This window comes from Gemmatimonadota bacterium (assembly GCA_040882465.1).
Lineage (GTDB): Bacteria > Gemmatimonadota > Gemmatimonadetes > Longimicrobiales > Gaopeijiaceae > JBBEBG01.
This window is the reverse complement of sequence record JBBEBG010000026.1, coordinates 237556-258456: the sequence shown is the minus strand read 5'-3', so window position 1 is coordinate 258456 and position 20901 is coordinate 237556. Positions and strand designations below refer to the sequence as shown.

Here is a 20901-nt window from a genome sequence, read left to right as displayed (position 1 = left end):
CCTAGGGCACGTCCATCCGCCGCAGCCGCCGCACCGTGAGAAAAACGAACCCGCCCAACACCGCGGCCGAAACGCCTATGGTAACGCCCGATTCGAGGTTGTCCGTCCAGGCGAAACGCCGCTCGTCCAGGACGTGGATCCAGGCGGTCGTGTAGTGACGGAGGCTGAAGAGCCTCACGCCTCTCACAAAGCCAGAAAAAAAGCCCTCCCACACGACGATGTAGAGGAGGCCGATCCCGATGGGGTGCGAGGCCACGAGGCCGAGCCAGACGAAAGCCGACGCGTAAAGCGCCACCCCGATGAGTGCCGAAGTCGTGACCGCGATCGCCGCTCGGGTATCTCCTTCGATCGCGATATCGGTCGCCGCGAAGGCGCTGATCGCGATGAAAGGGGCGGCGAGGCTGAACGTCGCCAGGAGCTTCGGAAAGACGATCCGCCAACGCGGGATCGGCGCGAGAGTGAGGTTCGCGAGTGTGCGGTCTTCCACCTCGCTTGCGAATGCGGCGGCCGCGATCGCCAGGACCACGAGGGGAATGATGGAGCCCGAGAGGAACCCGGCCAGAACGTTTTCTTCGAACTCCTGAACCGAGAATTCCCCCGTGAGGAAGGCGACCCAGGTGATGAGCACCGGGAGCGTCGCGAGGGCCGTCATGATGAGGAGCCGCCATCGGCCGGCGAGCTGACGGAGCGTGAGGAGATAGATCGCGCCCATTCTCACCCCTCGACCAGGTAGCCGAAGACGCTCTCGAGCGAGTCGTCGAGCGGCTCGACCCTGCGAATCCGAATCGCCGCTTCCTGCGCGCGGCGCGGCAGCTCGATCTGGAGGGCACGCACGTTCCGACTCAGCACCACGATGGCCCCGTCGGGATCGAAGTTCACCGCGTCCACGGAGTCGAGCTTCACGAGCTGGGCGGCCAGCTCCCGAGGCTGGTCCGAGATCACACGAACGTGGTACGGGCGTTTGTCGAGCGCCGCCCGGATCGCGCGGTATCCACCCGACGCCGCCAGCTTTCCATTGATGACGAGGACGACGGTATCCGCGAGCTGCTCCACTTCTTCGAGGATGTGCGAAGACACGACGATGGTTCGCCCTTCCTCCGCGAGCCTTCTCAAGAGCTCCTGGAAGTGCACGCGCTGGCCGGGATCCGCGCCGTTCAGCGGCTCGTCCAGGATGAGGAGCTCCGGGTCGTGTACCAGGGTCGCGGCGAGCCTCATCCGCTGGCGCATCCCCCGCGAATAGGTGGACATGGGGCGCTTCGAGGCATCCACGAGATCCACGAGGGCGATGGCGCGATCCACGGCGGCCTCGAGATCCTCCACCCCGCGCAGGCGCCCCATCATCCGGACGAAGTCGCGCCCCTTCATGAAGCCGTAAACGGTTTCGTGCTCCGACATTACGCCCATGCGCGCATACAAAGGCGGGTTATCGCGCACGGGCCGGCCGAAAACGGTGATCGCTCCGGCGGATACCCTGGCGAGTCCCGTCATCATGCGGAGGAGGGTCGTTTTTCCGGCACCATTGGGCCCGAGAAGTCCGGTGATTCCTGGCATGACGTCGAAGGTGACGGCGCTCACCGCGACGACGCTTCCGAACCAGCGCGACACGCGGTCCACCCGGATGATCGGCTGGGGCTCCAGGCTCACGGCGTGAGTCTCCGGTAGCGCCGCCAAAGGATCGCGACCGGCGCGACGGTCCAGAGAAAGTACCAGGCCACGAGGACCGAAGGCGGGAACTGCCGGGCGGGCGCAGGTCGTGTGACGTCGCTCACCTCGCCGAAAATCAGATCGTTCAGATGCACCGGGATGTTCGAGAGGTTGAACATCGAGATCCACCGTCCGGCGCTCGAATCGTCCAGCTCCATGGCCAGCGCCGTGGTGAAGGGCGTCGAGATCACGAACAGGCCCACGAGGAAGACGGACGCATATGCGCGCCGCGTCGTGAAGGAGGCGACGAGCATGGCGAGGCTCGTGGTGTACGCCGCGAACGCCGCGCCGGCGGCGAGGTACCGTGGCACGTCGAGCCAGTTGACGCGCAGGTATGCGACCGGGTCCGAATCGCCCATCGCGAGCCCGATCAGAAGGACCGTCTGGGGAAGCCAGGCGACCCCGAGCATCACCGTGAAGAAGGCGAGCCAGCGGCTGAGGACGTAATCCGTCCCCGTGATCGGCCGGACGAGGTAGAGGTTGATCACCCCCTCGCGCCGGTCGGGGCAGAGGAGCTCGGGCGCGCACACGGCCGCAAAAACGAAGAAGATGATGGACGCGATCCCGTTGAAGTCCGAATGCGACGGAAGATTGAGTGCATCCGCCGCCCCGGAGCCCGCGAGCTGATAGGCGAGGCCGGCGAAGAGGGCGAATACCAGCCCGATCCCTCCAAGCAGGATGATGAAGAACCAGGGCAGGATCTTCGCGCGGCCCCCGCGTCCGAGTCCGAGCGCTCCCCTCAGCCCGTCCTTGTAGATCGCGAGACGGGAACGGTTCCGACCTTCCCGGGGGCCCCCATAACTCCGATAGCCGATATCGAAGACGGTGCCCTGGGCGCCCATGGTCCTTCCTTCGCTGGTCATCGGGGGGCGTCCTGAGGGGGCCGGCGGTCGCCGCCCCGTCGAAAGAGCTCCGTCAGGGCCCGCCGGCGGGGCGCCATGCGACGTAACGGAACTTCGGTCTCGACGAGGGCCGCACGGATCTGATCGTACACCGTCTCGTCGGTGCCTTCGACGTAGAGGCCGCGCCCATCCAACACGACCGCGACCCCCCGGATCTCCAAGGCCGCCACGAACCGGTCGCGGTCGGCGTCCACCTCGATGAAGACCGTCTCGCTTTCCTTCGTGAAGTGCTCGACTTCCCCGGACTCTACGACCTTCCCGTCCCTGAGAACGACGATCCGGTCGCAGGTGCGCTCGACGTCCGCCATCAGGTGCGAAGAGAAGAGGACGCTGATCCCGAACTCACGGTGCGTCTTCCGAATGAGCGCGAGCATCTCCTCGCGTCCGACCGGGTCGAGCCCCGCGGTCGGTTCGTCCAGGAAGACGATCGCGGGATCGTGAACGAGCGCCTGGGCCAGTTTCACCCGCTGCTTCATCCCGGTGGAATAGCCGCCCATGGCACGATACCGCTCCTCGAAGAGGCCGGTGTGCCGGAGGGTATCCGCCGCGCGGAGGCGGGCGTGAGTGGGAGGGAGACCGCTCGCTTCGGCCATGTGCGTGAGGAACTCGGCGGCCGAGACGGAGCGGGGAAGGCAATCGTGCTCGGGCATATAGCCAACTCTCGAGCGAATCCCGACGCTCTCCGCGGCGCTTTCCCCGAGAATCTTCGCCGATCCCGACGTGGGACGGACGAGCCCCAGAAGGATCTTGATGGCCGTGGACTTTCCCGCGCCGTTTTCTCCGAGAAGGCCGGTGATCCCGTCCGAGACTTCGAAGGCAATGTCGTCGAGGGCGACGACGTCGCCGTACCGCTTGGTCAGCTTCTCGACCGAGAGCCGCACGGATGACGGGTGCATGCCGTCCACGTTATGCATGCGGTGAGACAGTTGGGGAGGCGTTCGCCATTGCCGTCCTTCGCCGTTCGAGACAGGAGAATCTACGGCGGCCGCTTCAAATCGGTTTCAGAGGGAAGGGAGTTAGAGCGCCAGGTGAATCCGTGCAAGCCATCGGCGCGTCCGTCCGTCTTATCCCTTGACGAACTAGGGTTCACGGCGACATTCTTCTGCGACGATACCTAGGTGAGCTATGTATATGTGCCGCAACCCGACGCCAGGACTATGAGCGGAAGCGATCTCTTCACCGGGACCCTCGACATTCTGATCCTCAACTCGCTACGCGCGGGCCCGATGCACGGCTACGCGATCGGGCGGCGGCTGCGCGAACGCTCCGAGGGCGTGCTGGACGTCGAGGAGGGGGCGCTCTACCCGGCGCTCCACCGGCTCGAGGGGCGCGGCCTCCTCAGGGCGTCCTGGGCGAAAACGGAAACGGGCCGCCGCGCGAAGTTCTACCGCCTGACGCCGGAGGGGGAAGCGCGGTTGGAACGCCTGTCGGAGCGGTGGCGGGTCTTCTCGGGGGCCGTCAACCAAGTCATTCGCGAGGCGGAGGGATGAGCTTCTGGCGGGGGAGGGAGGGATACCGCGCGGAGGTGAGCGAGGAGATCGCCTTTCATCTCGAAATGCGCGCACGGGAGTTCGAATCGGAGGGAATGGAACGGGAGGAGGCGTGGCGCGCCGCGCTGGACTCGTTCGGCGTCCCAGAGGACATCGAGCGGGAGGTGCTGGAGATGAAGGAGCATAAGAAGAACATGCGCCCCGTTCGGGAGATCGCCGGATCCTTCGGCCAGGACCTGCGCTATGCGGCGCGGTTCCTCGTGCGGAATCGCGTCTTCACCCTCGTCGCGGTCGGAACACTCGCCCTCGGGATCGGCGCGACCACGGCGATCTTCTCCCTTCTCGACGCCGCGCTCTTCCGCGAGCCCGCGGTGGCCGACCCCCAATCCCTCGTGGCGGTCTATACGACGAGCCGCATGGGGGAGCCGCGGTCCTCGACCTCGTATCCCGAGTACCTCGACTACAGGGACCAAACGTCGAGCCTCTCCGACCTCGCCGCGGTCTTTCCCCTTCAGGTCAGCCTGGGCGACGAGGCGCGGGGCGCCCGCATGCTTGAGGCGGTGGGCGTCACCGGCAACTTCTTTCCGATCTTGGGTGTGGAGGCCTCGCGCGGGCGCCTTCTCCAGCGGAGCGACGACATGCTGCGGGCGGGCGCGCCCGTCGCCGTCCTCTCGCACGATCTCTGGCGAGATCACTTCGGAAGCGATCCCGCGATCGTAGGGCGGTCCATCCGATTGAACGGGCGGGCGATCGAGGTCGTCGGCGTGACGCACGAGCGCTTCGAAGGGCTGACCCTCGGCGAAGGGGCGGACCTCTGGCTTCCCATGCAGACGGGTGGCGCGCTCCGCGACTTTCCGGAGAACATGTGGGATTCGCGGGGATCGCGGTGGATTGCCCGGTTGGTCGGTAGGCTCTCGCCGGGCGCCCCACCGGACCGTGCCCGCTCGGAGCTCCTCGCCCTCTCCGAGCGCCTGATCCAAGAGGACCCGACCCGTGGGACCCGCTCCATCACGCTGGATCCGCTCGGGAGCTATCTCCTCCCCCTCGGTGCCGAAACGTCGCTTCCGCGGTTCGTCTGGCTGCTCATGGGGGTGGTTGGAGCGACGCTCCTTCTCGCCTGTGCCAACCTCGCAAACCTCCTCCTCGCGCGGGCCTCGGCACGGAGGAGCGAGATCGGAATCCGAATCGCGATCGGCGCCGGGCGCGGGCGCATCGTCCGCCAACTCCTGGTCGAAAGCCTCCTTCTCGCGGGATCCGGTGGCGTCGTAGGACTCCTCGTCGCCCTCGGACTGCTGCGCGCCCTCGGCGCGTACGAGCTCCCCGGAGGGCTCCCGATTTCCGCGCTCGGCGGGACCTTGGACGGCCGGATGCTTGCCGCCGCCGCCGTCCTCTCCGCGGCCACCGCCCTCCTCTGCGGGCTGATCCCGGCCCTTCAGTCGACTCGCCGCGAAGTCGCCCAGGGACTCCATCGGGGCGGGGGCGCAGAGCTGAGGCATGGAGGCGGGCGCCTGCGTCGCGCCCTCGTCGCAGTCCAGGTGAGCCTCTGCTTCGTGCTCCTCGCCGGTTCGGGGCTCTTCATTCACTCCTTGCGTAGCGCGCTGGACGCGGATCTGGGGTTCGAGCCGCACGGGGTGATCGTGGCCAACTTCAGTCTCGGCGTCCTCGGATACGAGCCCTCCGAGGTCCTCCGGTTCACCGAGGAGCTGAGGAGTCGGACGCTCGCCCAACCCGGTGTGAGCGCCGCCGCCCTGGCCAACGTCGTCCCCTTCGGACCAGGCGGCTTCATGGGGACGTTCGCGACGGTGGACGGCTACCAGCCCGGTCCGGACGAGGAGATGCGGGTGGATCAGGTCTTCACGACCCCCGGCTACTTCGAGTCGCTGGGCATCGAGATTCTGGCCGGAAGGGACTTCGCCCCAGCGGACGCGGAGGGCTCATCCTACGTGGCCATCGTGAGCCGGTCCATGGCCGAGCTGTACTGGCCGGGCGGCGAGGCGCTCGGCCGCACGATTCGTCCGCCCGCCGCCCCAGGCGCGGAGAGCCCGGGGATTCAGGTCGTGGGGATCGTGGAGGACGCCCACTGGAGGGCCATCGAGGAGGATGCGACCAACTTCGTCTTCCTTCCGTTGGCGCAATACCCGGGGCGTTTCGCCGTCATGACGATGGCCGTTCGAACGGCCGGGGATGTGGGGGCCCTCCTTCCCACTCTCCGCGGCGAGGCCCAGGGGCTCGATCCGGAGCTTTCCTTCACCCTCCTCACGACCCTCGACGAGCAGGTTGGAGACCGCCTCATGCCGCAGCGGGTGGGATCGGTCCTCCTCTCCGGGTTCGCGGCGCTCGCACTTCTTCTGGCGGCAGTCGGAATCGTGGGCGTGGTCTCCTATACGATCCGGGAGCAGCGGCGGGCGATCGGGGTGCGAATGGCGCTCGGCGCGGGGCGGGACAGGATCGTGAGGCAGGTCGTGCGAAGCATGCTGAGCCCGATCGTCATCGGGCTCTCCGCGGGTCTCGTCGGAACTCTCCTCCTCGACGACGCGGTCGAGACCTTCCTCTACGGGGTGTCTCCGGGGGATCCGGTGACGTATGGAGCGATCGCGGCCGGTCTCGCGTTCGTGGCCCTGCTCGCGACCCTGGTTCCCGCGAGGGAAGCGGCGCGCGTGGATCCGATGAGGGCGATGCGGGCGGAGTAAGGATCGAACGGTCGCGCGGCGGGGCCAAGGGTGGCACATTTGGAGGTCCGTCCATCCAGGGGAGCGCCTTGCGCCCCGTCATGACTTCACCCGGGAGCTCCACATGACCCCGCGCCTGACCCTTGCCGCCGCATTTGTCCTGCTCCTCACGCCGCTGTCTGCCAGCGGCCAGAATCCGCTCGTCGAATCTCTGAGGTGGCTCTTCGACCGCACGAGCGAGAATGTCATGGCCACGGCCGAGATGCTGGACGAGCAGATGTACGCTTACCGTCCCACGGACGAGGTGCGGAGCACCGGCCAGATCCTCGCCCACGTCGCCTTCTCACAGTACCAGTTCTGTGCCGCCGCGGCGGGAGAGTCGAACCCGAACTCTGAGAACTTCGAGGAGACGCGGACCACCAAGGCGACCATCGTCCAGGCGCTCGAGGCGGGCTTCGCGTATTGCGCGGGTGTCTTCGACCGCACGCCAGACTCGGGGGCGGCCCGCCCGGTGACCTTCCTAGGTCAGAACACCACGGGCGGGATCCTGGCCTTCAACTCGGCGCACAATTACGAGCACTACGGAAATCTCGTTACCTACATGCGCCTCAACGGGATCGTGCCCCCGTCGTCCATGTAGGGGCAGTCGGGGGCTACAGCACCGTCACCCGAAGTCCGGGTACTCGCGTGAAGTGCTTCTCGCCCTCGGGTCCCACGAGGACGCCGAACTCGAGGTCGAGGGCGGTCGCGGCCACGGTGAGATCGTTGGAGGGAATGAGGGCTCCGCGGCGGTGCAGCTGAGCAAAGATCTCCGACCATCGGCGGGCCGCGCCCGCCCCGAACTCCGCGATGGGGAGTCTCGAGGCAAGGGCTTCGACCTTGCCCCTTCGCATCGCCGCCCGTTCCGGGGTTTCAGCCAGAAGGACACCGGAGAGCAGCTCCGCGTAAACGATCGCGGGAAGGGCGGCCGGCTCCTCACCCAAGGCCTCGACGAGCGGATCCCAATCGCGTTCCATGCGCTCCAGCGCGATGAGCGCGCTCGTGTCGATCAGAAGTCCCAACGGCCTTCCGGTGGGTGGTCCGCCCTCGACACGGCTTCGAGGTCCTCCGCGAACGCAGTCTCGGCCTCCCCGACTTCACGCCACGCGGCCAGCCCTTCGCGAACGGTCCCGTGCGGCTGTCGCTCGAGCGGAGTGATGCGGGCGACAGGCTCGCCGTTTCGTTCGATGAGGAAGGAATCCCCCCGGTAGCGGATCCGGGCGAGGATCTCGCCGACGTTTCGCGCGAGATCGGTGGCGGACAGGCGGTGTTCCATATCCGCAAAATACGTGATTCTGTAATATACGCAATCGATGGCGCCCAGAACCGGTTGCCGACCGCGCTCACACCTCTATGATCGAACCGTAGACGGGCGCGAGGGACACGAGGAAGTCCTCGACCGGTAGGCAAAGCACGTCTCCTTTCCGCATCCGTCGCTCACCGCGGTATAGAAGTACCGCTTCGGACTCCGGATAATCCTCTCGAAAAGCCTTCAGGCCCCGCAGATCGGCGGGACGCACCTCCGAGCCGTTCTTCACTTCCACGGCCCAGAAACCATCGGGCCCGTAGAGGACGAAATCGACTTCGACTCCGGATCGGGTGCGCCAAGTGTATAGTGAGAGGTCGCGTTCCGAATACGCCACCCACGCACGAAGATGCTGCGCGACGAGCCCTTCCAGGGCGGCGCCGTCGATCTCCGCCGGTCGGTCGAGCGGGCCCGAGGGTCGAAGCGAGCGGAAAACCCCTGCGTCGAAGAGGTAGAACTTGGGATGTGCCGCAGGTTTCCGTTTGGCCCTTCGCGTGAATACGTCAACGCGGAACGCGAGGAGCAGATCCTCCAGCACCTCCAGGAAGCCCTGAACCGTCCTGCGGTTCGCGCCCGTGTCCCGCGCCACCGAGCTCACGTTCAGCACCTGGGCATGCGAGAAGCTCACCGCTTCCAGGAAGCGCGCGAAGTCCCCCAGGTTCCGCACCAGCCCTTCCGCCTTGACCTCCTGCTCCAGGTAAAGCCCCACGTAAGCGCCGAGCACCTCATCAGGTGCGGACGACGATACGACCAACGGGAGCAATCCGTGCGCGAGGGCCCCGGTGAGGGAGAAACCGGACCACTCCGACGCCATGAACGGATGGAGGGTTTTCAGGACTGCGCGGCCCCCGAGCAAATCGACCCCGCCCTGGCGTAGCTTGCGGGCGCTGGATCCGGTGAGCGCGAACCGCTTCGGTGGCCCGGACTCCATGAGGTCGTGGACGACGTTCAGGAGTTCCGGGACGCGCTGCACCTCATCGATGACCACGTCCGACTGCGCTTGCGAGGCCCCGAGGACCAGCTCTCGCAGCCTTTCCGGGCGAGCCTTTAAGGCCCGGTATTCCTCCGGGTGCAGGAGGTTCAACCAGAGCGCCGTCGGCAGCGCCTGGCGAAGCCAGGTGGTCTTTCCGGTGCCGCGCGGACCGAAGAGAAAGAAGCTCCGGTCCGGGACGGCGAAAAATCGCCTTTCTAATGCCATATTGGGTCGCAAAATGGCATTAGCACCGCCGTTTTGTCAATCGAAGGTCTTCCGCGGGGTCCCATCGGGGAGTGGAAAAGGCGTGGCCTTGGGCAGCGTGTTTTCGTTGCCGTTCGGGGGGGAGGCGATGGAGGAACCCCTCCTCCGGGCGCGACGCTACTCCTCCTTCAAGACCATCATCGGGTCCAACCGGCCGGCCCGGCGGGCGGGGAAGTAGCTGGCGGCGAGTGCGACGGCGAGGAGCAGGGCCGCGACCCCGACGAACGTCACGGGGTCCTGGGGTTCCACCCCGAAGAGCATCCCTTCCACGATTCGCCCCAGCCCGAAGGCGACCGCCACGCCGATCGACACCCCCACGAGCGAAAGGACGGCGCCTCGACCGAGGATGGACGACGCGACCTCCCCGGCCCGCGCACCCATCGCGATTCGGATGCCGATCTCTTTCGACCGTTGCCCGACGACGTAGGCCTGGACGCCGTAAAGCCCAACGGCCGCGAGGATGAGTGCGACCAACCCGAAGGCGCTCACGAGAACGGCCATGGAGCGGTAGGAGTTGGTCTGCCCATCCACCAGGTCCTGTAGCGTCTGGACACCGAAGACGGCCACGGCCGGGTCCACCTCGTGGATCGCCCCCTCGATCGCTGAGACCAGGCCGGCCGGCGGGACCGCGGTCCGGGCGACGAAGGTGAGGTTTCCATCATCCACCCGGGCCTGAGGAACGTATACGCGGCTCACCGGTTCCTCTCCGAGGCTGTAATACTTGGCGTCCTCGGCCACTCCCACCACGGTCCACTCGTCGTCCCGCCACCGGAAGATTCTCCCCACCCCGCTCTCCCCCGGGAAAAGCCGTTCGGCCGCCGTCCGGCTGATCACCAGAGAGCGGACCGCATATCCGTCGTCTACCTCGGTGATCGGCCGCCCGGCCACGACCTGGACGCCCATCGTTTCGAAGTAGCCGGCGCCGACCCGGTTCATGGAGAGATTGAGCCCCTCCTCCTCATACTCGGTGCCGATCGGGCGAAAGTTACTTGTCGAGCGCCCGCTGAAGGGGCCCCGATCGGTGAGGGCGGCGGACACGACGCCCGGGAGTGCCCGGATGCGCTCGAGGACCCCTCGCTGAAAGAGCTGCACGCCCTCCGCGTCGTAGCCGTGGGTACCGAGCTGCACGCTCATGAGGACCCGATTCTCCGGATCGAATCCCAGTTCCACCGACCGGGCCGCAAGGACGCTTCGCACGAAGAGGCCGGCCCCCGCGACGAGAACCACGGAAGCGGCGATCTGACCGACGACGAGCGCGCTGCGCGCGGGGCTTCGGCGCGTGTTCCGTAGCTGGCGTCGAAGTGTCGTCCCGAGATCGGTGCTGGACAACTTCAGGGCGGGGGCCAGGCCGAAAACTGCGGTCATGATCAGCGTCACGGCGACCGTTCCGAGAAGCACCAAGCCGTCGGGCGTCATGTCGGCCGCGAAGTAGAAAGGAAGAAGCCGCGCCACGATTCCCGCTCCCCAATATGCCAGGGCGAGGCCCGCGACACACGCGACGCCGGCCAGGAGTGCGCTTTCGGTCAGGAGCTGTCGGAGCAGCCGGCCACGGCCCGCGCCGAGCGCCGCGCGCACGCCGATCTCTCCCTCCCGCGCCGACCCGCGAGCGAGAAGGAGGATGACCAGGTTCGCGCATCCGATGAAGAGCACGGCGCCCGCAACGATCCCCAGAAGCCAAATCGTCCGGTGCAGCCGCTCGGCCTCTCCGGGGGAGAATCCCGGGTCCGAGCTCACCTCCATGCGAACCCCGGCGACGTCGTTGCTGCGTGCCCAGTCGCCGAATTCCTCCTGCCACGCGAAGGCAAGGACGTCCATGTCCGAGCGGGCGGATTCCAGAGAAGCTTCCGCGCCGAGCCGCGCGATCACCTTGAGCCAGGAGTTGGACTCCCCGGGGCGGCGCTCGAGCATCTCCTCCCAACCGGCGGCCAGCGCCCCCTGCATCGTCACGGGAACGTAGAAGTCCGGCGACACATCAATGGGGGTGATTCCGCGGAAGTCGGCCTCGGTCACGCCCACCACGATGAAGGGGGTGCCATTCAGAGCGATCGTCCTGGTGAGGATGGCCGAGTCGGCTCCGAACTCGCGTTGCCAGAAGGCGTGATCGAGGACGACGACGGGATGGGTTCCGGGGGTCACCCCTTCCTCCGGGAGGAATCCGCGGCCCAACGCCAATCCCGTTCCGAGCGCCTGAAAGAAGTTGTGCGAAACGACCCAGCCGTCGGCGGGCGACGGGGGAGAGTCATCCCACCTCACCGCGGCGGTCAAGGGAAAGCCCGTATATGCAAAGACATCCGAGAAAACCCCGTTCTCCTCGCGGACGAATTTGAAGTCCGTGTAAGACCAGGAGGATTCGTCGCCATTCTCGTTCAACCACTGAAGCCCCACGAGCTCATCGGCACTTCCGACTCCAGGGGGATCCTCGAAGAGAACTCGATGGGCGAGGGTGAAGACGATGGCGTTGGCGCCGATTCCCACCACGAGGACGAGCGTGGCCGCGAGCGAAAATCCGCGGTCGCGGAAGAGCGAGCGGAATCCGAATCGAAGGTCCTGCTCCAGGCGGTCGAGCCACATCCCGCCCCACATCGTGCGGGTGACCTCCTTCACCCGCCCGGGGTCTCCGAATTCCCGACGTACGGCCCGTTCGGCGTCAACACGGGATTCCCCGCGGGCCACACGCTCTGCGACGGCCATGTCCACGTGCGCCTGGATTTCGTCTTCCAGCTCGCGTTCGCGGCGGTTGCGTGAGAAAAACGGGGTCATGCCGGCCCTCCTTCCGGCGCCTCGAGAATTTGCGCCATTGCGGAGGTGAGCTGTGCCCAGCGGGTGCGCTCCTGGACGAGTTGCTTCCGGCCCGCGTCCGTGAGGCGGTATTCCCGTACCCGCTGATTGTTCTCGGACAGAGTCCAGTCCGCCTTGATCCAACCTCTCCGTTCGAGGCGGTGGAGCGCAGGATAGAGGGAGCCCGTCTCGACCTGGAGGAGCTCGCTCGAGTTGGCGCGGATCATCTGGGAAATCCCGTAGCCGTGCCGTGGGCCCCACCGAAGCGTCTGGAGGATAATGAGGTCGAGCGTTCCCTGGAGGAGCTCGATGCGCGCGAGTGGCTGCTTGGTCATCGTTGGTCCCCTTGGGGTGTAGGAAGCCTACATCTTAGGGGGTAGGATATCTACATCTTTGGGGTGGCGTCAATCCTCGAGCGCGGAAGGAGCGTCGGAGTGAGACTCGTGGTTCCTGAACGGGGCACCGATGCGTTCGGCAGGGGCGCAGGTCGAACCGGTTCCCGAGCCCCGATGGAGTTCCACGAGCCGCATCTCCTGGGCACGGCTCCTTGCCCTCGGGCACGGAGCGAAGGGTGGTCGCGAGGTCCTCCTCCCCCGCGTCTGTCTCGCGTGCTCGGCTCCTGGAGCCATCGGGCCCCAGCTCACCCGCTTCGCGGCATGTCCGGGACATCCCGGAGACGTCGTCCTATTCTCGCGTTGTCGAGCGAATTCCGGAGGCGAATCGAACGCGGCCCAGCCTCGGTCGCCATGATGACGTGTCCCCATGAGGGGCTCGACTAGAACGGCGGCCGTTCGCGTGCGTCGCTCGCCGTTGGTTAGAAGATCGTATAGATGAACGGCGCGAGCGCGGAGCCCTGCGCGAACACCAGGAGCGACCCCACGAGGAGCATCACCACGAGGATCGGCAGCAGCCAGTATTTCTTTCGCGATCGCATGTAGGCCCACAGCTCTTTGATCAGGCTCATCAACTCATCCTTCTGTAGTCCCGTTCAGAACTGCCGCTCGAGGTCACTCCGCCGTCCCGCGCCGTCGGGGCGGTCCACCCAATAACTTCCATCCACAGGCTTCCGGACCATCGGGTTGCGGGCGAAGAGTCGCATCAACATCCCGGTGGGGAAAAACGCAAGGTAATAGGTGGCGGCTAGAAAGATGGGTGTCGTGATCCTGGACAGGAGGTGCGCGAAGCCCATCCATGCCCGATAAGCCGGCCCCAGCTGGCCGGGAATCAGGACACCGGCGATCGCCAGGAGTCCGCCCAGCGCCGCGAGCCCTCCCGCGACCCTGAGATGATCCCTCCGCCAGGCAACGCCGGCCAGCACGAGGAAGGCCGCGCCCACCGTGAGCGCGAATTTCTTGCCCTCGTGGGCGCTCAGTCGAGCTGGAACTGTGTTTTCCAATCGGATTCCTCCTTCCATGCCGGCTGGTCCTCTTTCGCAAGGAAAAAGCGGCCGAGGACCAACGAATCGATATCGGTGCGCATGAAGCAGCGATACGCGTCCTCCGGCGTGCAAACGATGGGTTCCCCACGCACGTTGAAGGAAGTATTCACGAGAACGCCACAGCCGGTGAGCCCCTCGAAGGCCCGGATCAAGTCGTAATAGTCGGGACTCGTCTCTCGGTCGACGGTCTGCACCCGCGCAGAGTAGTCCACGTGCGTGATCGCCGGGATGTCCGATCTCGGCACCTTCAGCTTCTCGATTCCCCAAAGCTTGCCCGAGGCTTCCGACATCGGGATTCGACGCTCCTCCTTGACCGGCGCCACGAGAAGCATGTAAGGCGAGTCCACGTCCAGCTCGAAGTAGTCGGCGACTCGTTCCCGAAGTACGCTGGGAGCGAATGGGCGAAAGCTTTCCCGGAACTTGATCTTCAGATTCATCTGGGTCTGCATGTGCGGATTCCTCGGATCTCCCAAGATGCTTCGGGCACCGAGGGCCCTCGGCCCGAATTCCATCCGACCGTTGAACCACCCGACGATCTTTCCCTCCGCCATCTGGGCCGCAACCCGCTCGTTCAGTTCGTTCCGCTCGAGCTTCCGATATACCGCGCCCACCCCCGTCAGATACTCTTCGATCTCGGCCTCCGAAAATTCGGGTCCCAGGTAAGATCCTTTCATCGAATCCCTTCCGGGCGTCACCGCGCGTGGGCGGTCCAGATGGCGATGCCAGATGAGCTGCGCGACACCAAGACTTCCACCGGCATCTCCGGCGGCCGGTTGGATCCAGATCTCCTTGAAAGGACCCTCGCGGAGGAGCCGACCATTCCCGACGCAGTTGAGGGCGACTCCCCCGGCAAGACAGAGACGATCGAGGCCAGTCTCGCGATGGGCGGTGCGGGCCATCCGTAACATGATCTCTTCGCACACTTCTTGGACCGAGCGTGCGAGGTCCATCTCACGCTGGGTCAGCAATGACTCGGGCTTCCGCGGAGGGCCTCCGAAGAGCTCGTCGAACGCCCCGTTCGTCATGGTCAGGCCGGTGAGGTAGCCGAAGTAGTCCTGATTCATCCTGAACGAGCCGTCTGGACGGAGGTCGATCAGCCTATCCAAGATCAGGTCCACGAACCGAGGCTCCCCGTAAGGCGCCAGCCCCATGACCTTGTATTCCCCCGAGTTGACCTTGAATCCGGTGTAGTATGTGAATGCGGAGTAGAGGAGGCCGAGAGAGTCCGGCCAATGCAGCTCCCGGAACAGCTCGATGTCGTTCCCCCTTCCCACACCCATAGTCGCCGTCGCCCACTCCCCGACTCCGTCCAACGTGAGGATGGCGGCCTCGTCGAAGGGCGAGGGGAAAAAGGCACTTGCCGCATGGGATTCGTGATGCTCCGCGAAGAGGAGCTCTCCGTCGTATCCGAGGGAGCGGCGGATCTCACGCTCCATGAACAGCTTTTCCTTCATCCAGAGAGGCCCTGCCATCAAGAAGGACCGGAATCCACGCGGGACGACCCCCACGTAGGTCTCCAGAATCCTCTCGAACTTGAGCAGCGGCTTGTCGTAGAAGCCGACGACGTCGAGCTCCTTGGCCTCGATCCCCCCCTGCTCGAGGCAGAACTCGATGGTTCGAATGGGGAACGCGGAATCGCCTTTGATCCGAGTGAAGCGTTCTTCAGATGCGGCCGCCACGATCTTGCCATCGACCACTAGGCATGCGGCGCTGTCGTGGTAAAATGCCGAAATGCCGAGCACGCGCACTTGTCGGCCGTCCACTCGATCGCTCATTCAGGTTGACTCATTCTGGTCGCTGTCCCCACGCGATCGGATCAGTGCTGGCTCGCAGGTGCGGCGGGGGCCGCAAGAGCGCAAGAACTGGGCCCATAGGGCGGCCGGCAGCGACGAGTGCTCGATTCAGTCGAATCCCGAAAGACGGCGCGGCGGTTGGCAACCAACGCCGCCAGGACCACCCTACCTGGTGATTGCTCGCCACAGGTGCCGTCGCGACACTGCGAACGATACGCCCCGGCTCCATCCGGCGGACATGATAACGGCCTCCCAAGAAGCCCGCCTCATCAACGATCTCAGTCCTCCGTGTCTCTTGGGGCGAGCCCCAAACTTCCCGGCATACCGATTGCAGATTTCCATTCGCCTTGCCCGAGCGGCCAAACCCTTGCCGGGGGCTTCAAGGCCGGCGGCTTGACACTTGGTGTCGGTCTTCGAGAGGTTACTCACTTTTCAACCTACCTGCCAACGTCCGCCTTAACGCCGACCAGACGCAGTTCTCCCGAAGGCCTATGACCTCCACGCGTCCGGCGACCGGGATCTCCTGCGAATCGCGGTTCCGGCGCGAAATCGCGCTGACACTCCTGGCGCTCGGGGTCACGATGGTTGCCGCGGTGATGCTGGGCAGCGACGTCGGCGGCACGCTTCGGGATCGAATTCGGGGAGGAGGCGCCTGGGGGATCGCCGAACAGGGCATCTTCATTGCGATCGTCTACTTCCTGATCTACGGCAACCTGGTCTACCAGGTGGCGCGCCTTGGCTCACTCGTCCGAAGTCGGGCCCACCGTCCGGCGTCGAGGGAGGCGCTCGAGCGACTCTACGATGCGCCTGCTCCCTGGCTCACGGTGCTGGTGCCATCGTATCGGGAGGAGGAGAGGGTCATTTGGCAAACGCTGCTCTCCGCGGCCCTCATGGAGTACCCACGCAAGAGCATCGTCCTCCTGATTGACGATTCGCCGAACCCCAGCACCCCCGAAGCGGCTCGCGGGCTTGCCGCCGCACGGGATCTGCCGCAGCGCCTTTCCGCTCTGCTCGCCCCACTGGCGAAGGGCTTCACCGATGCGGGCGACAGGTACTTCGCTCGTAAGGAGGGCGGAACGTGTGAAAACGTTGCAGAGTGCCACGCCCTTGCGGCGCATTATGACGAGGCGGCGCGTTGGTTGGAGGAGTTCGCAGATGGGGCCCCACGCTTCGACCACAGCGACGATCTCGTCATTGCAAGGATCCTCCGCGATCCGGCGGCTCTCCACCGCGAGCGAGCCGCGGAGCTGAGAAGGTCCGCGACGGGGACTGGGCGTTCGCTCAGTCCCGCAGATCTTGACCGAGAGTATCGCCGCCTTGCGACTCTCTTCCGAACGGACATCACCAGTTTCGAGCGAAAGGGCTACACGAACCTTTCCCACGAAGCGAACAAGGCGATGAACCTGAATGCTTACATCGGGCTCATGGGAGGGCGATTCAAGAAGGTCAGGCAGGCCGACGGCTTGCACCTCGTGCCCACGACCGAGGCCGAGGCGGACCTGGAAGTGCCCGCAGCCGAGTTGCTGATCACGCTCGACGCGGACAGCGCCCTGCTTAATGACTACGCCCTGCGCCTCATCCACGAGATGCGGAAGCCGGGAAGAGAACGTCTCGCGGTCATCCAGACGCCGTACAGCGCCTTTCCCGGGGCCACGAGCCGGCTTGAACGGCTGGCAGGATCGACCACCGACGTTCAGCATATCGTCCACCAGGGCTTCACTTGGTGTGCGGGAACCTATTGGGTTGGCGCGAACGCCCTTATCCGCAGAGCGGCCCTGGATGAAATCGCCGTCCCCGGGGTCGAAAGGGGCTACCCGGTAATTCGGTTCATTCAGGACCGGACCGTGATCGAGGACACGGAATCCAGCATCGATCTGATCGAGCGGGGGTGGAGTCTGTACAACTACCCGAACCGCCTCGCTTACAGCGCGACCCCTCCGGATTTCGGCGCCCTGGTCATCCAGCGGCGCCGCTGGGCGAATGGGGGGCTGATCATTCTTCCCAAGCTCCTGCGCCACATTCTGGGAAGGGCACTTCCGTTCGTGCGGCCGCAAGAAGCGTTCGTGCGCACGCATTATCTGACCTCCCTGGCGGGGGGCAGCTTGGGAGTCCTCCTTCTGATCCTTTATCCGTTCGAGGAAGCCATGCGCAGCTTTTGGCTTCCGCTGACCGCCCTCCCTTATTTCGCGCTCTATGCGCGCGACCAGGCGCTGTCCGGCTACAGCTGGACCGACGTATTCCGGGTCTATGCACTCAACTTGCTCCTGATCCCTGTCCACCTCGCCGGCGTGGGCATGTCTCTCCGCCAGGCGATGACGGGACGCAAGACGCCCTTTGGACGCACGCCGAAGATCGCTTCGCGGACGTTCGTGCAGGCCCTCTATCTCCTGGCTCCAATCGGCCTTCTTGTCTACTGCTTCGTCAACTCAATCGTGGACCTCTTCTTCGGGCGGTGGGCTCACTCGGCGTTCGCGGCCTTTAATGGCGCGTTCCTCGCGTACGCGATGACGCACCTTGTGGGTATCAAGGAAACCCGCGAAGACCTTCGGTTGGCGTGGACCAGTTTGCGGCGTGCCGCCACCGAAAGGCGACCGCCTCCCCGCACGCTAGCGGAATCACCGATCCCGACGCGGGCTTCCATCCTCCTTCGATCCCGTGGATTCAGGGAAGGGGCACCCCAAAAGGCGGCTCGCAAGAGCCGCTCACCCTGACCGGAGTCGCCGACACGATGTGGCCGTATGGGCGCCTGATTGCGCCGATGACCGCGGTCCCGACACTGGCGCTCTTGGCGCCCCTGTCCCCGGTCCACGGTCTACTGGGGGCGGGACTCGCAGTCGCAGCCGGGTTCGCGATCCTCAGGCTGCCTTCCTTCGAAAAGGGTGCGTCGGTCCGCGCGACTTGTGCTCTGACTGCGGCGCTTCACGCGGGGTTCCTCGCGCTGGGCATCCACGCCGTCGGCCCGGACGGCATCCACTTGGGCGCCTTGGAAAGCGACCCGCTCGCTTTCCATCTGCTGCATGCCGTGCCGCTCTTGGGAACCCTGGGCTTCGCAGCCGTCGCCGTCTTGCCGCGCCTGATTCAGGTCAACCTGGCGCTTCTCATCGCACTGGGGCTGGGAGTGGAGACCGTGCTGGGGCTCATGCCGCCGCCCTGGCCAATTGCCGAGGGCGAGCCGGAGCCGGTCGACGCCAGGTCGTACTACGAATTCGACGAGGTGTTGAGCTATGTGGTTTCCCCCGCCGTGACTGCTCGTCATCGAAGCATGGTGGACGGCGAGGTTGCGTACGACGTCACCTATCGGATCGACTCCTTGGGCCGGCGGGAAACCCCGGGGACCGGTGGACGGTCGTCGGACCGGTTCCTCCTCTTCTTTGGAGACTCCAACACCTTTGGAGAGGGGCTCAATCAGGAAGAAACGCTCCCGGCCGCGGTCGCCTCCATGGCGGGTGATAGTCATCCGTACAACTACGGGATGCACGGCTACGGCCCGACACAGGCTCTCGACCTACTGGACGTGCGCGACCTCGCAAGCGAAGTCGCCGAACGCCGAGGGATCGCGATCTACACATTCATCCCCGCGCACATGGGCCGAGTCGTGGGAAGTAGTCAGGTCGCGCCGGTGTGGGGGAAGGGATTCTCCTACTACGAATTGGGCGCGGCCGGCGAACCCGTGCGCCTCGGGAGCTTCTTCCGTGCGCGGCCCCTTCGGACGCTCGCGCAACACTATTGGAATCGCTCGAACATCCTGAGTCGTTTTGGTCTGGTTCTGCCTTTGCGGTACGGCGACGGGGACTTCGTCCTGACCGCGCGTATCCTCCGGACAGTAGCCGATCGCCTCCAGCCACTCTTTGAGGAGGTCGACTTCTACGTGGTCATGGCTCCGGTTTCGACCGCAGACCAGGCCGAGACGGTGGTTCGTCTCAAAAAGGCACTCGAGGCCGAGCAGGTGCCCGTCATCGACCTGAGCGGAATCGTCGACTTCAGTGAGCGCCGCTGGAGGGTCGCGGACGACGACTGGCACCACTCCGGGGCACTCAACCGCGTTCTGGCGGAAGCCTTGGTCGAGAGGCTGAGTCTTGGAAAGTGAGTGGGAGGATCGCGCAGATCCGACGGATCGAGAAGGCTCGGACGTCGCTGGCGCCGTCAGGACTGAAGTCCCGACGCGCCCGCCTGTGACCATCAGGGGAGCTTCCAGGTGAAGAGCAAGACTTCGATGTGGCTCACGCTCGGCTTCGTCCCGCTGTTGCTGTCGGGGTGTGGGCGGACCTCTCCCGATGCGAACACGAGGGAAGAGGGCGACGCCGCCACGGGCGTCTCAGGCCAAGCGGAAGGAGGCCAAGCCGGCCTGGAGAACGGCCTGGACTACGAGATCGCCGAGTGGTTTCAGTTCAAGCGCTCCGCCACCGTCCTCACCTTCGACGACCTTTCGCCAGGGCAAGCTGAGCTCGCAATTCCCATGCTTGTTGGGCACGGCATCGAGGCCACGATCTTCGTAACCACCGCAAATGCGGAGTTCCAGGACTACCTCAACCTGGATATCGCGGCGAGAAATGGGATCGAGATCGCTAATCATACACAGTCACATGTCCGCCTCGTAGCCCCGACCGGGGGCGGCGGCGGAGGGCCCGCACCGACGATGTTGGAGCGGCTGGACCACGAAATCGCGGGGGCGAATGAACTCATCAGAGCGCGTATCGGGGTGGTGCCAACGACCTTTGCGTATCCCTTCGGTTATGATGGCTCCGAGACGATCGACTACCTGATAAGCTCGGACTTCGTGGGAGCCCGAAAGTACGACCCGGTTATCGCAGTGATGCCCTACGACTTCGCTGCGGACGAACGAGAATACTACCGAATTTCCGCGACGGACGCATATGTGATCCGCGATCGTGCCGACTTCACCCAGACCCTCGATTTTGCCATCGAAACAGGTGGTCTCTACATCCTCGTCTACCACAGCATTCACTCCGACACGGTGGAGGATGCCTGGTGGGAACCGATATCCGAGGATCTCTTGAATGAACATCTGAATATCGTTCAGGATCGGCAGTCTCTTACGTGGGTGACGACATTCGGGAAGGCGTTGCGATACCACAGGGAGCGAAGGTCGGCGCGCCTGACTTTGAACTCAGAGACAGATGTGGGGATGACGCTGACGCTTTCGGATGAACTTGCGGACGATGCGCTGTACAACCAGCCTCTGACGATCGCTCTGACGGTTCCGTCCGGCCGGGGCCAGATGGCGCTGTCACAGGCGGAAAACGTTCTCCGTCATGAACGTCGTGACAACCGCATCGTATTCGAAGCCGTTCCGGACGGGGGAGAGATCGTTGTCAGGTACCGTTGACACGTGCAGGCCGGAATGGGTGCGGGAGCGGCCCGTTTCTCGTGGAAGAACAGACTGGCCAGGCCGGCGGCCGACTCCGTGAGGGAACGACCACCGACAGAGCGGTGCCTGCGCTCGTGAGCGGCGGCCACCAGCGGCGAGTCATTCCAGCCGGATCCCCGCGCACCCGCGGCGCCACCACCGGAGACGCCATTTATT

The 20901-nt window shown here is 65.2% G+C and carries 18 protein-coding genes; 6 read left to right on the top strand and 12 right to left on the bottom strand.

From position 1 onward, the window contains the following. Position 1: 1 nt before the first annotated feature. The 4 genes from WEG36_09120 to WEG36_09105 are packed head-to-tail and all read right to left on the bottom strand — an operon-like array spanning position 2 to position 3502. Positions 2–712, bottom strand: coding sequence for an ABC transporter permease (locus tag WEG36_09120; protein MEX1257767.1), 711 nt, complete (start codon positions 710–712; stop codon positions 2–4). A 2-nt stretch (positions 713–714) separates the two neighbouring features. Further along, positions 715–1644: an ABC transporter ATP-binding protein gene (locus WEG36_09115; protein ID MEX1257766.1), complete on the bottom strand. Its 930-nt coding sequence runs from the start codon at positions 1642–1644 to the stop codon at positions 715–717. After that, on the bottom strand, positions 1641–2567 hold the full coding sequence (locus WEG36_09110) for an ABC transporter permease subunit (protein MEX1257765.1): 927 nt from the start codon (positions 2565–2567) through the stop codon (positions 1641–1643). The genes WEG36_09115 and WEG36_09110 overlap by 4 nt, the downstream gene beginning before the upstream one ends. Next, the gene (locus tag WEG36_09105; GenBank protein ID MEX1257764.1) at positions 2564–3502 is read right to left on the bottom strand and encodes an ABC transporter ATP-binding protein; all 939 of its coding nucleotides are present in this window, start codon (positions 3500–3502) and stop codon (positions 2564–2566) included. Before WEG36_09105 ends, WEG36_09110 begins: the two co-directional genes overlap by 4 nt. A 261-nt stretch (positions 3503–3763) precedes the next feature. Here WEG36_09105 and WEG36_09100 point away from each other — a divergent pair, with 261 nt between their 5' ends. From WEG36_09100 to WEG36_09090, 3 genes are all read left to right on the top strand, one after another. Further along, complete coding sequence (locus WEG36_09100) at positions 3764–4096, top strand: PadR family transcriptional regulator (protein ID MEX1257763.1); 333 nt, start codon at positions 3764–3766, stop codon at positions 4094–4096. Further along, complete coding sequence (locus WEG36_09095) at positions 4093–6786, top strand: ABC transporter permease (GenBank protein MEX1257762.1); 2694 nt, start codon at positions 4093–4095, stop codon at positions 6784–6786. The genes WEG36_09100 and WEG36_09095 overlap by 4 nt, the downstream gene beginning before the upstream one ends. Positions 6787–6889: 103 nt before the next feature. Beyond that, the gene (locus WEG36_09090) at positions 6890–7405 is read left to right on the top strand and encodes a DinB family protein (protein ID MEX1257761.1); all 516 of its coding nucleotides are present in this window, start codon (positions 6890–6892) and stop codon (positions 7403–7405) included. A gap of 13 nt (positions 7406–7418) precedes the next feature. Here WEG36_09090 and WEG36_09085 read toward each other — a convergent pair whose 3' ends face one another. The 8 genes from WEG36_09085 to WEG36_09050 form a co-directional block, all read right to left on the bottom strand. Then, on the bottom strand, positions 7419–7826 hold the full coding sequence (locus WEG36_09085; GenBank protein MEX1257760.1) for a PIN domain-containing protein: 408 nt from the start codon (positions 7824–7826) through the stop codon (positions 7419–7421). Next, positions 7814–8080, bottom strand: coding sequence for a hypothetical protein (locus WEG36_09080; GenBank protein MEX1257759.1), 267 nt, complete (start codon positions 8078–8080; stop codon positions 7814–7816). Before WEG36_09080 ends, WEG36_09085 begins: the two co-directional genes overlap by 13 nt. 67 nt (positions 8081–8147) lie before the next feature. After that, a complete protein-coding gene (locus WEG36_09075) occupies positions 8148–9308 on the bottom strand; it encodes an AAA family ATPase (GenBank protein ID MEX1257758.1) in 1161 nt (386 codons plus the stop codon). 156 nt (positions 9309–9464) lie between these two features. Continuing rightward, positions 9465–12107: an ABC transporter permease gene (locus tag WEG36_09070; protein MEX1257757.1), complete on the bottom strand. Its 2643-nt coding sequence runs from the start codon at positions 12105–12107 to the stop codon at positions 9465–9467. Next, positions 12104–12460: a PadR family transcriptional regulator gene (locus tag WEG36_09065; protein ID MEX1257756.1), complete on the bottom strand. Its 357-nt coding sequence runs from the start codon at positions 12458–12460 to the stop codon at positions 12104–12106. The genes WEG36_09070 and WEG36_09065 overlap by 4 nt, the downstream gene beginning before the upstream one ends. A 479-nt stretch (positions 12461–12939) precedes the next feature. Beyond that, entirely contained in the window at positions 12940–13092 is a 153-nt protein-coding gene (locus tag WEG36_09060) for a DUF5989 family protein (protein MEX1257755.1), read from the bottom strand. Positions 13093–13113: 21 nt separating this feature from the next. After that, the gene (locus WEG36_09055) at positions 13114–13521 is read right to left on the bottom strand and encodes a hypothetical protein (protein MEX1257754.1); all 408 of its coding nucleotides are present in this window, start codon (positions 13519–13521) and stop codon (positions 13114–13116) included. Beyond that, positions 13494–15338, bottom strand: a complete 1845-nt coding sequence (locus WEG36_09050; protein ID MEX1257753.1) for a carbamoyltransferase — start codon at positions 15336–15338, stop codon at positions 13494–13496. Before WEG36_09050 ends, WEG36_09055 begins: the two co-directional genes overlap by 28 nt. 509 nt (positions 15339–15847) lie before the next feature. Between WEG36_09050 and WEG36_09045 the strand changes: the two genes are divergently transcribed. From WEG36_09045 to WEG36_09035, 3 genes are all read left to right on the top strand, one after another. Next, complete coding sequence (locus tag WEG36_09045; GenBank protein ID MEX1257752.1) at positions 15848–18067, top strand: glycosyltransferase family 2 protein; 2220 nt, start codon at positions 15848–15850, stop codon at positions 18065–18067. Between the two features lie 47 nt (positions 18068–18114). Continuing rightward, positions 18115–19443, top strand: a complete 1329-nt coding sequence (locus WEG36_09040; protein ID MEX1257751.1) for a hypothetical protein — start codon at positions 18115–18117, stop codon at positions 19441–19443. A gap of 108 nt (positions 19444–19551) precedes the next feature. Further along, a complete protein-coding gene (locus tag WEG36_09035) occupies positions 19552–20703 on the top strand; it encodes a polysaccharide deacetylase family protein (protein ID MEX1257750.1) in 1152 nt (383 codons plus the stop codon). Positions 20704–20901 lie beyond the last annotated feature (198 nt).

Coding starts and splice junctions, on each gene's coding strand:
- WEG36_09120 (MEX1257767.1), bottom strand. CDS start 712: ATGGGCGCGATCTATCTCCTCACGCTCCGTCAGCTCGCCGGCCGATGG.
- WEG36_09110 (MEX1257765.1), bottom strand. CDS start 2,567: ATGACCAGCGAAGGAAGGACCATGGGCGCCCAGGGCACCGTCTTCGAT.
- WEG36_09105 (MEX1257764.1), bottom strand. CDS start 3,502: ATGCACCCGTCATCCGTGCGGCTCTCGGTCGAGAAGCTGACCAAGCGG.
- WEG36_09100 (MEX1257763.1), top strand. CDS start 3,764: ATGAGCGGAAGCGATCTCTTCACCGGGACCCTCGACATTCTGATCCTC.
- WEG36_09095 (MEX1257762.1), top strand. CDS start 4,093: ATGAGCTTCTGGCGGGGGAGGGAGGGATACCGCGCGGAGGTGAGCGAG.
- WEG36_09090 (MEX1257761.1), top strand. CDS start 6,890: ATGACCCCGCGCCTGACCCTTGCCGCCGCATTTGTCCTGCTCCTCACG.
- WEG36_09080 (MEX1257759.1), bottom strand. CDS start 8,080: ATGGAACACCGCCTGTCCGCCACCGATCTCGCGCGAAACGTCGGCGAG.
- WEG36_09075 (MEX1257758.1), bottom strand. CDS start 9,308: ATGGCATTAGAAAGGCGATTTTTCGCCGTCCCGGACCGGAGCTTCTTT.
- WEG36_09070 (MEX1257757.1), bottom strand. CDS start 12,107: ATGACCCCGTTTTTCTCACGCAACCGCCGCGAACGCGAGCTGGAAGAC.
- WEG36_09065 (MEX1257756.1), bottom strand. CDS start 12,460: ATGACCAAGCAGCCACTCGCGCGCATCGAGCTCCTCCAGGGAACGCTC.
- WEG36_09050 (MEX1257753.1), bottom strand. CDS start 15,338: ATGAGCGATCGAGTGGACGGCCGACAAGTGCGCGTGCTCGGCATTTCG.
- WEG36_09045 (MEX1257752.1), top strand. CDS start 15,848: ATGACCTCCACGCGTCCGGCGACCGGGATCTCCTGCGAATCGCGGTTC.
- WEG36_09040 (MEX1257751.1), top strand. CDS start 18,115: ATGACCGCGGTCCCGACACTGGCGCTCTTGGCGCCCCTGTCCCCGGTC.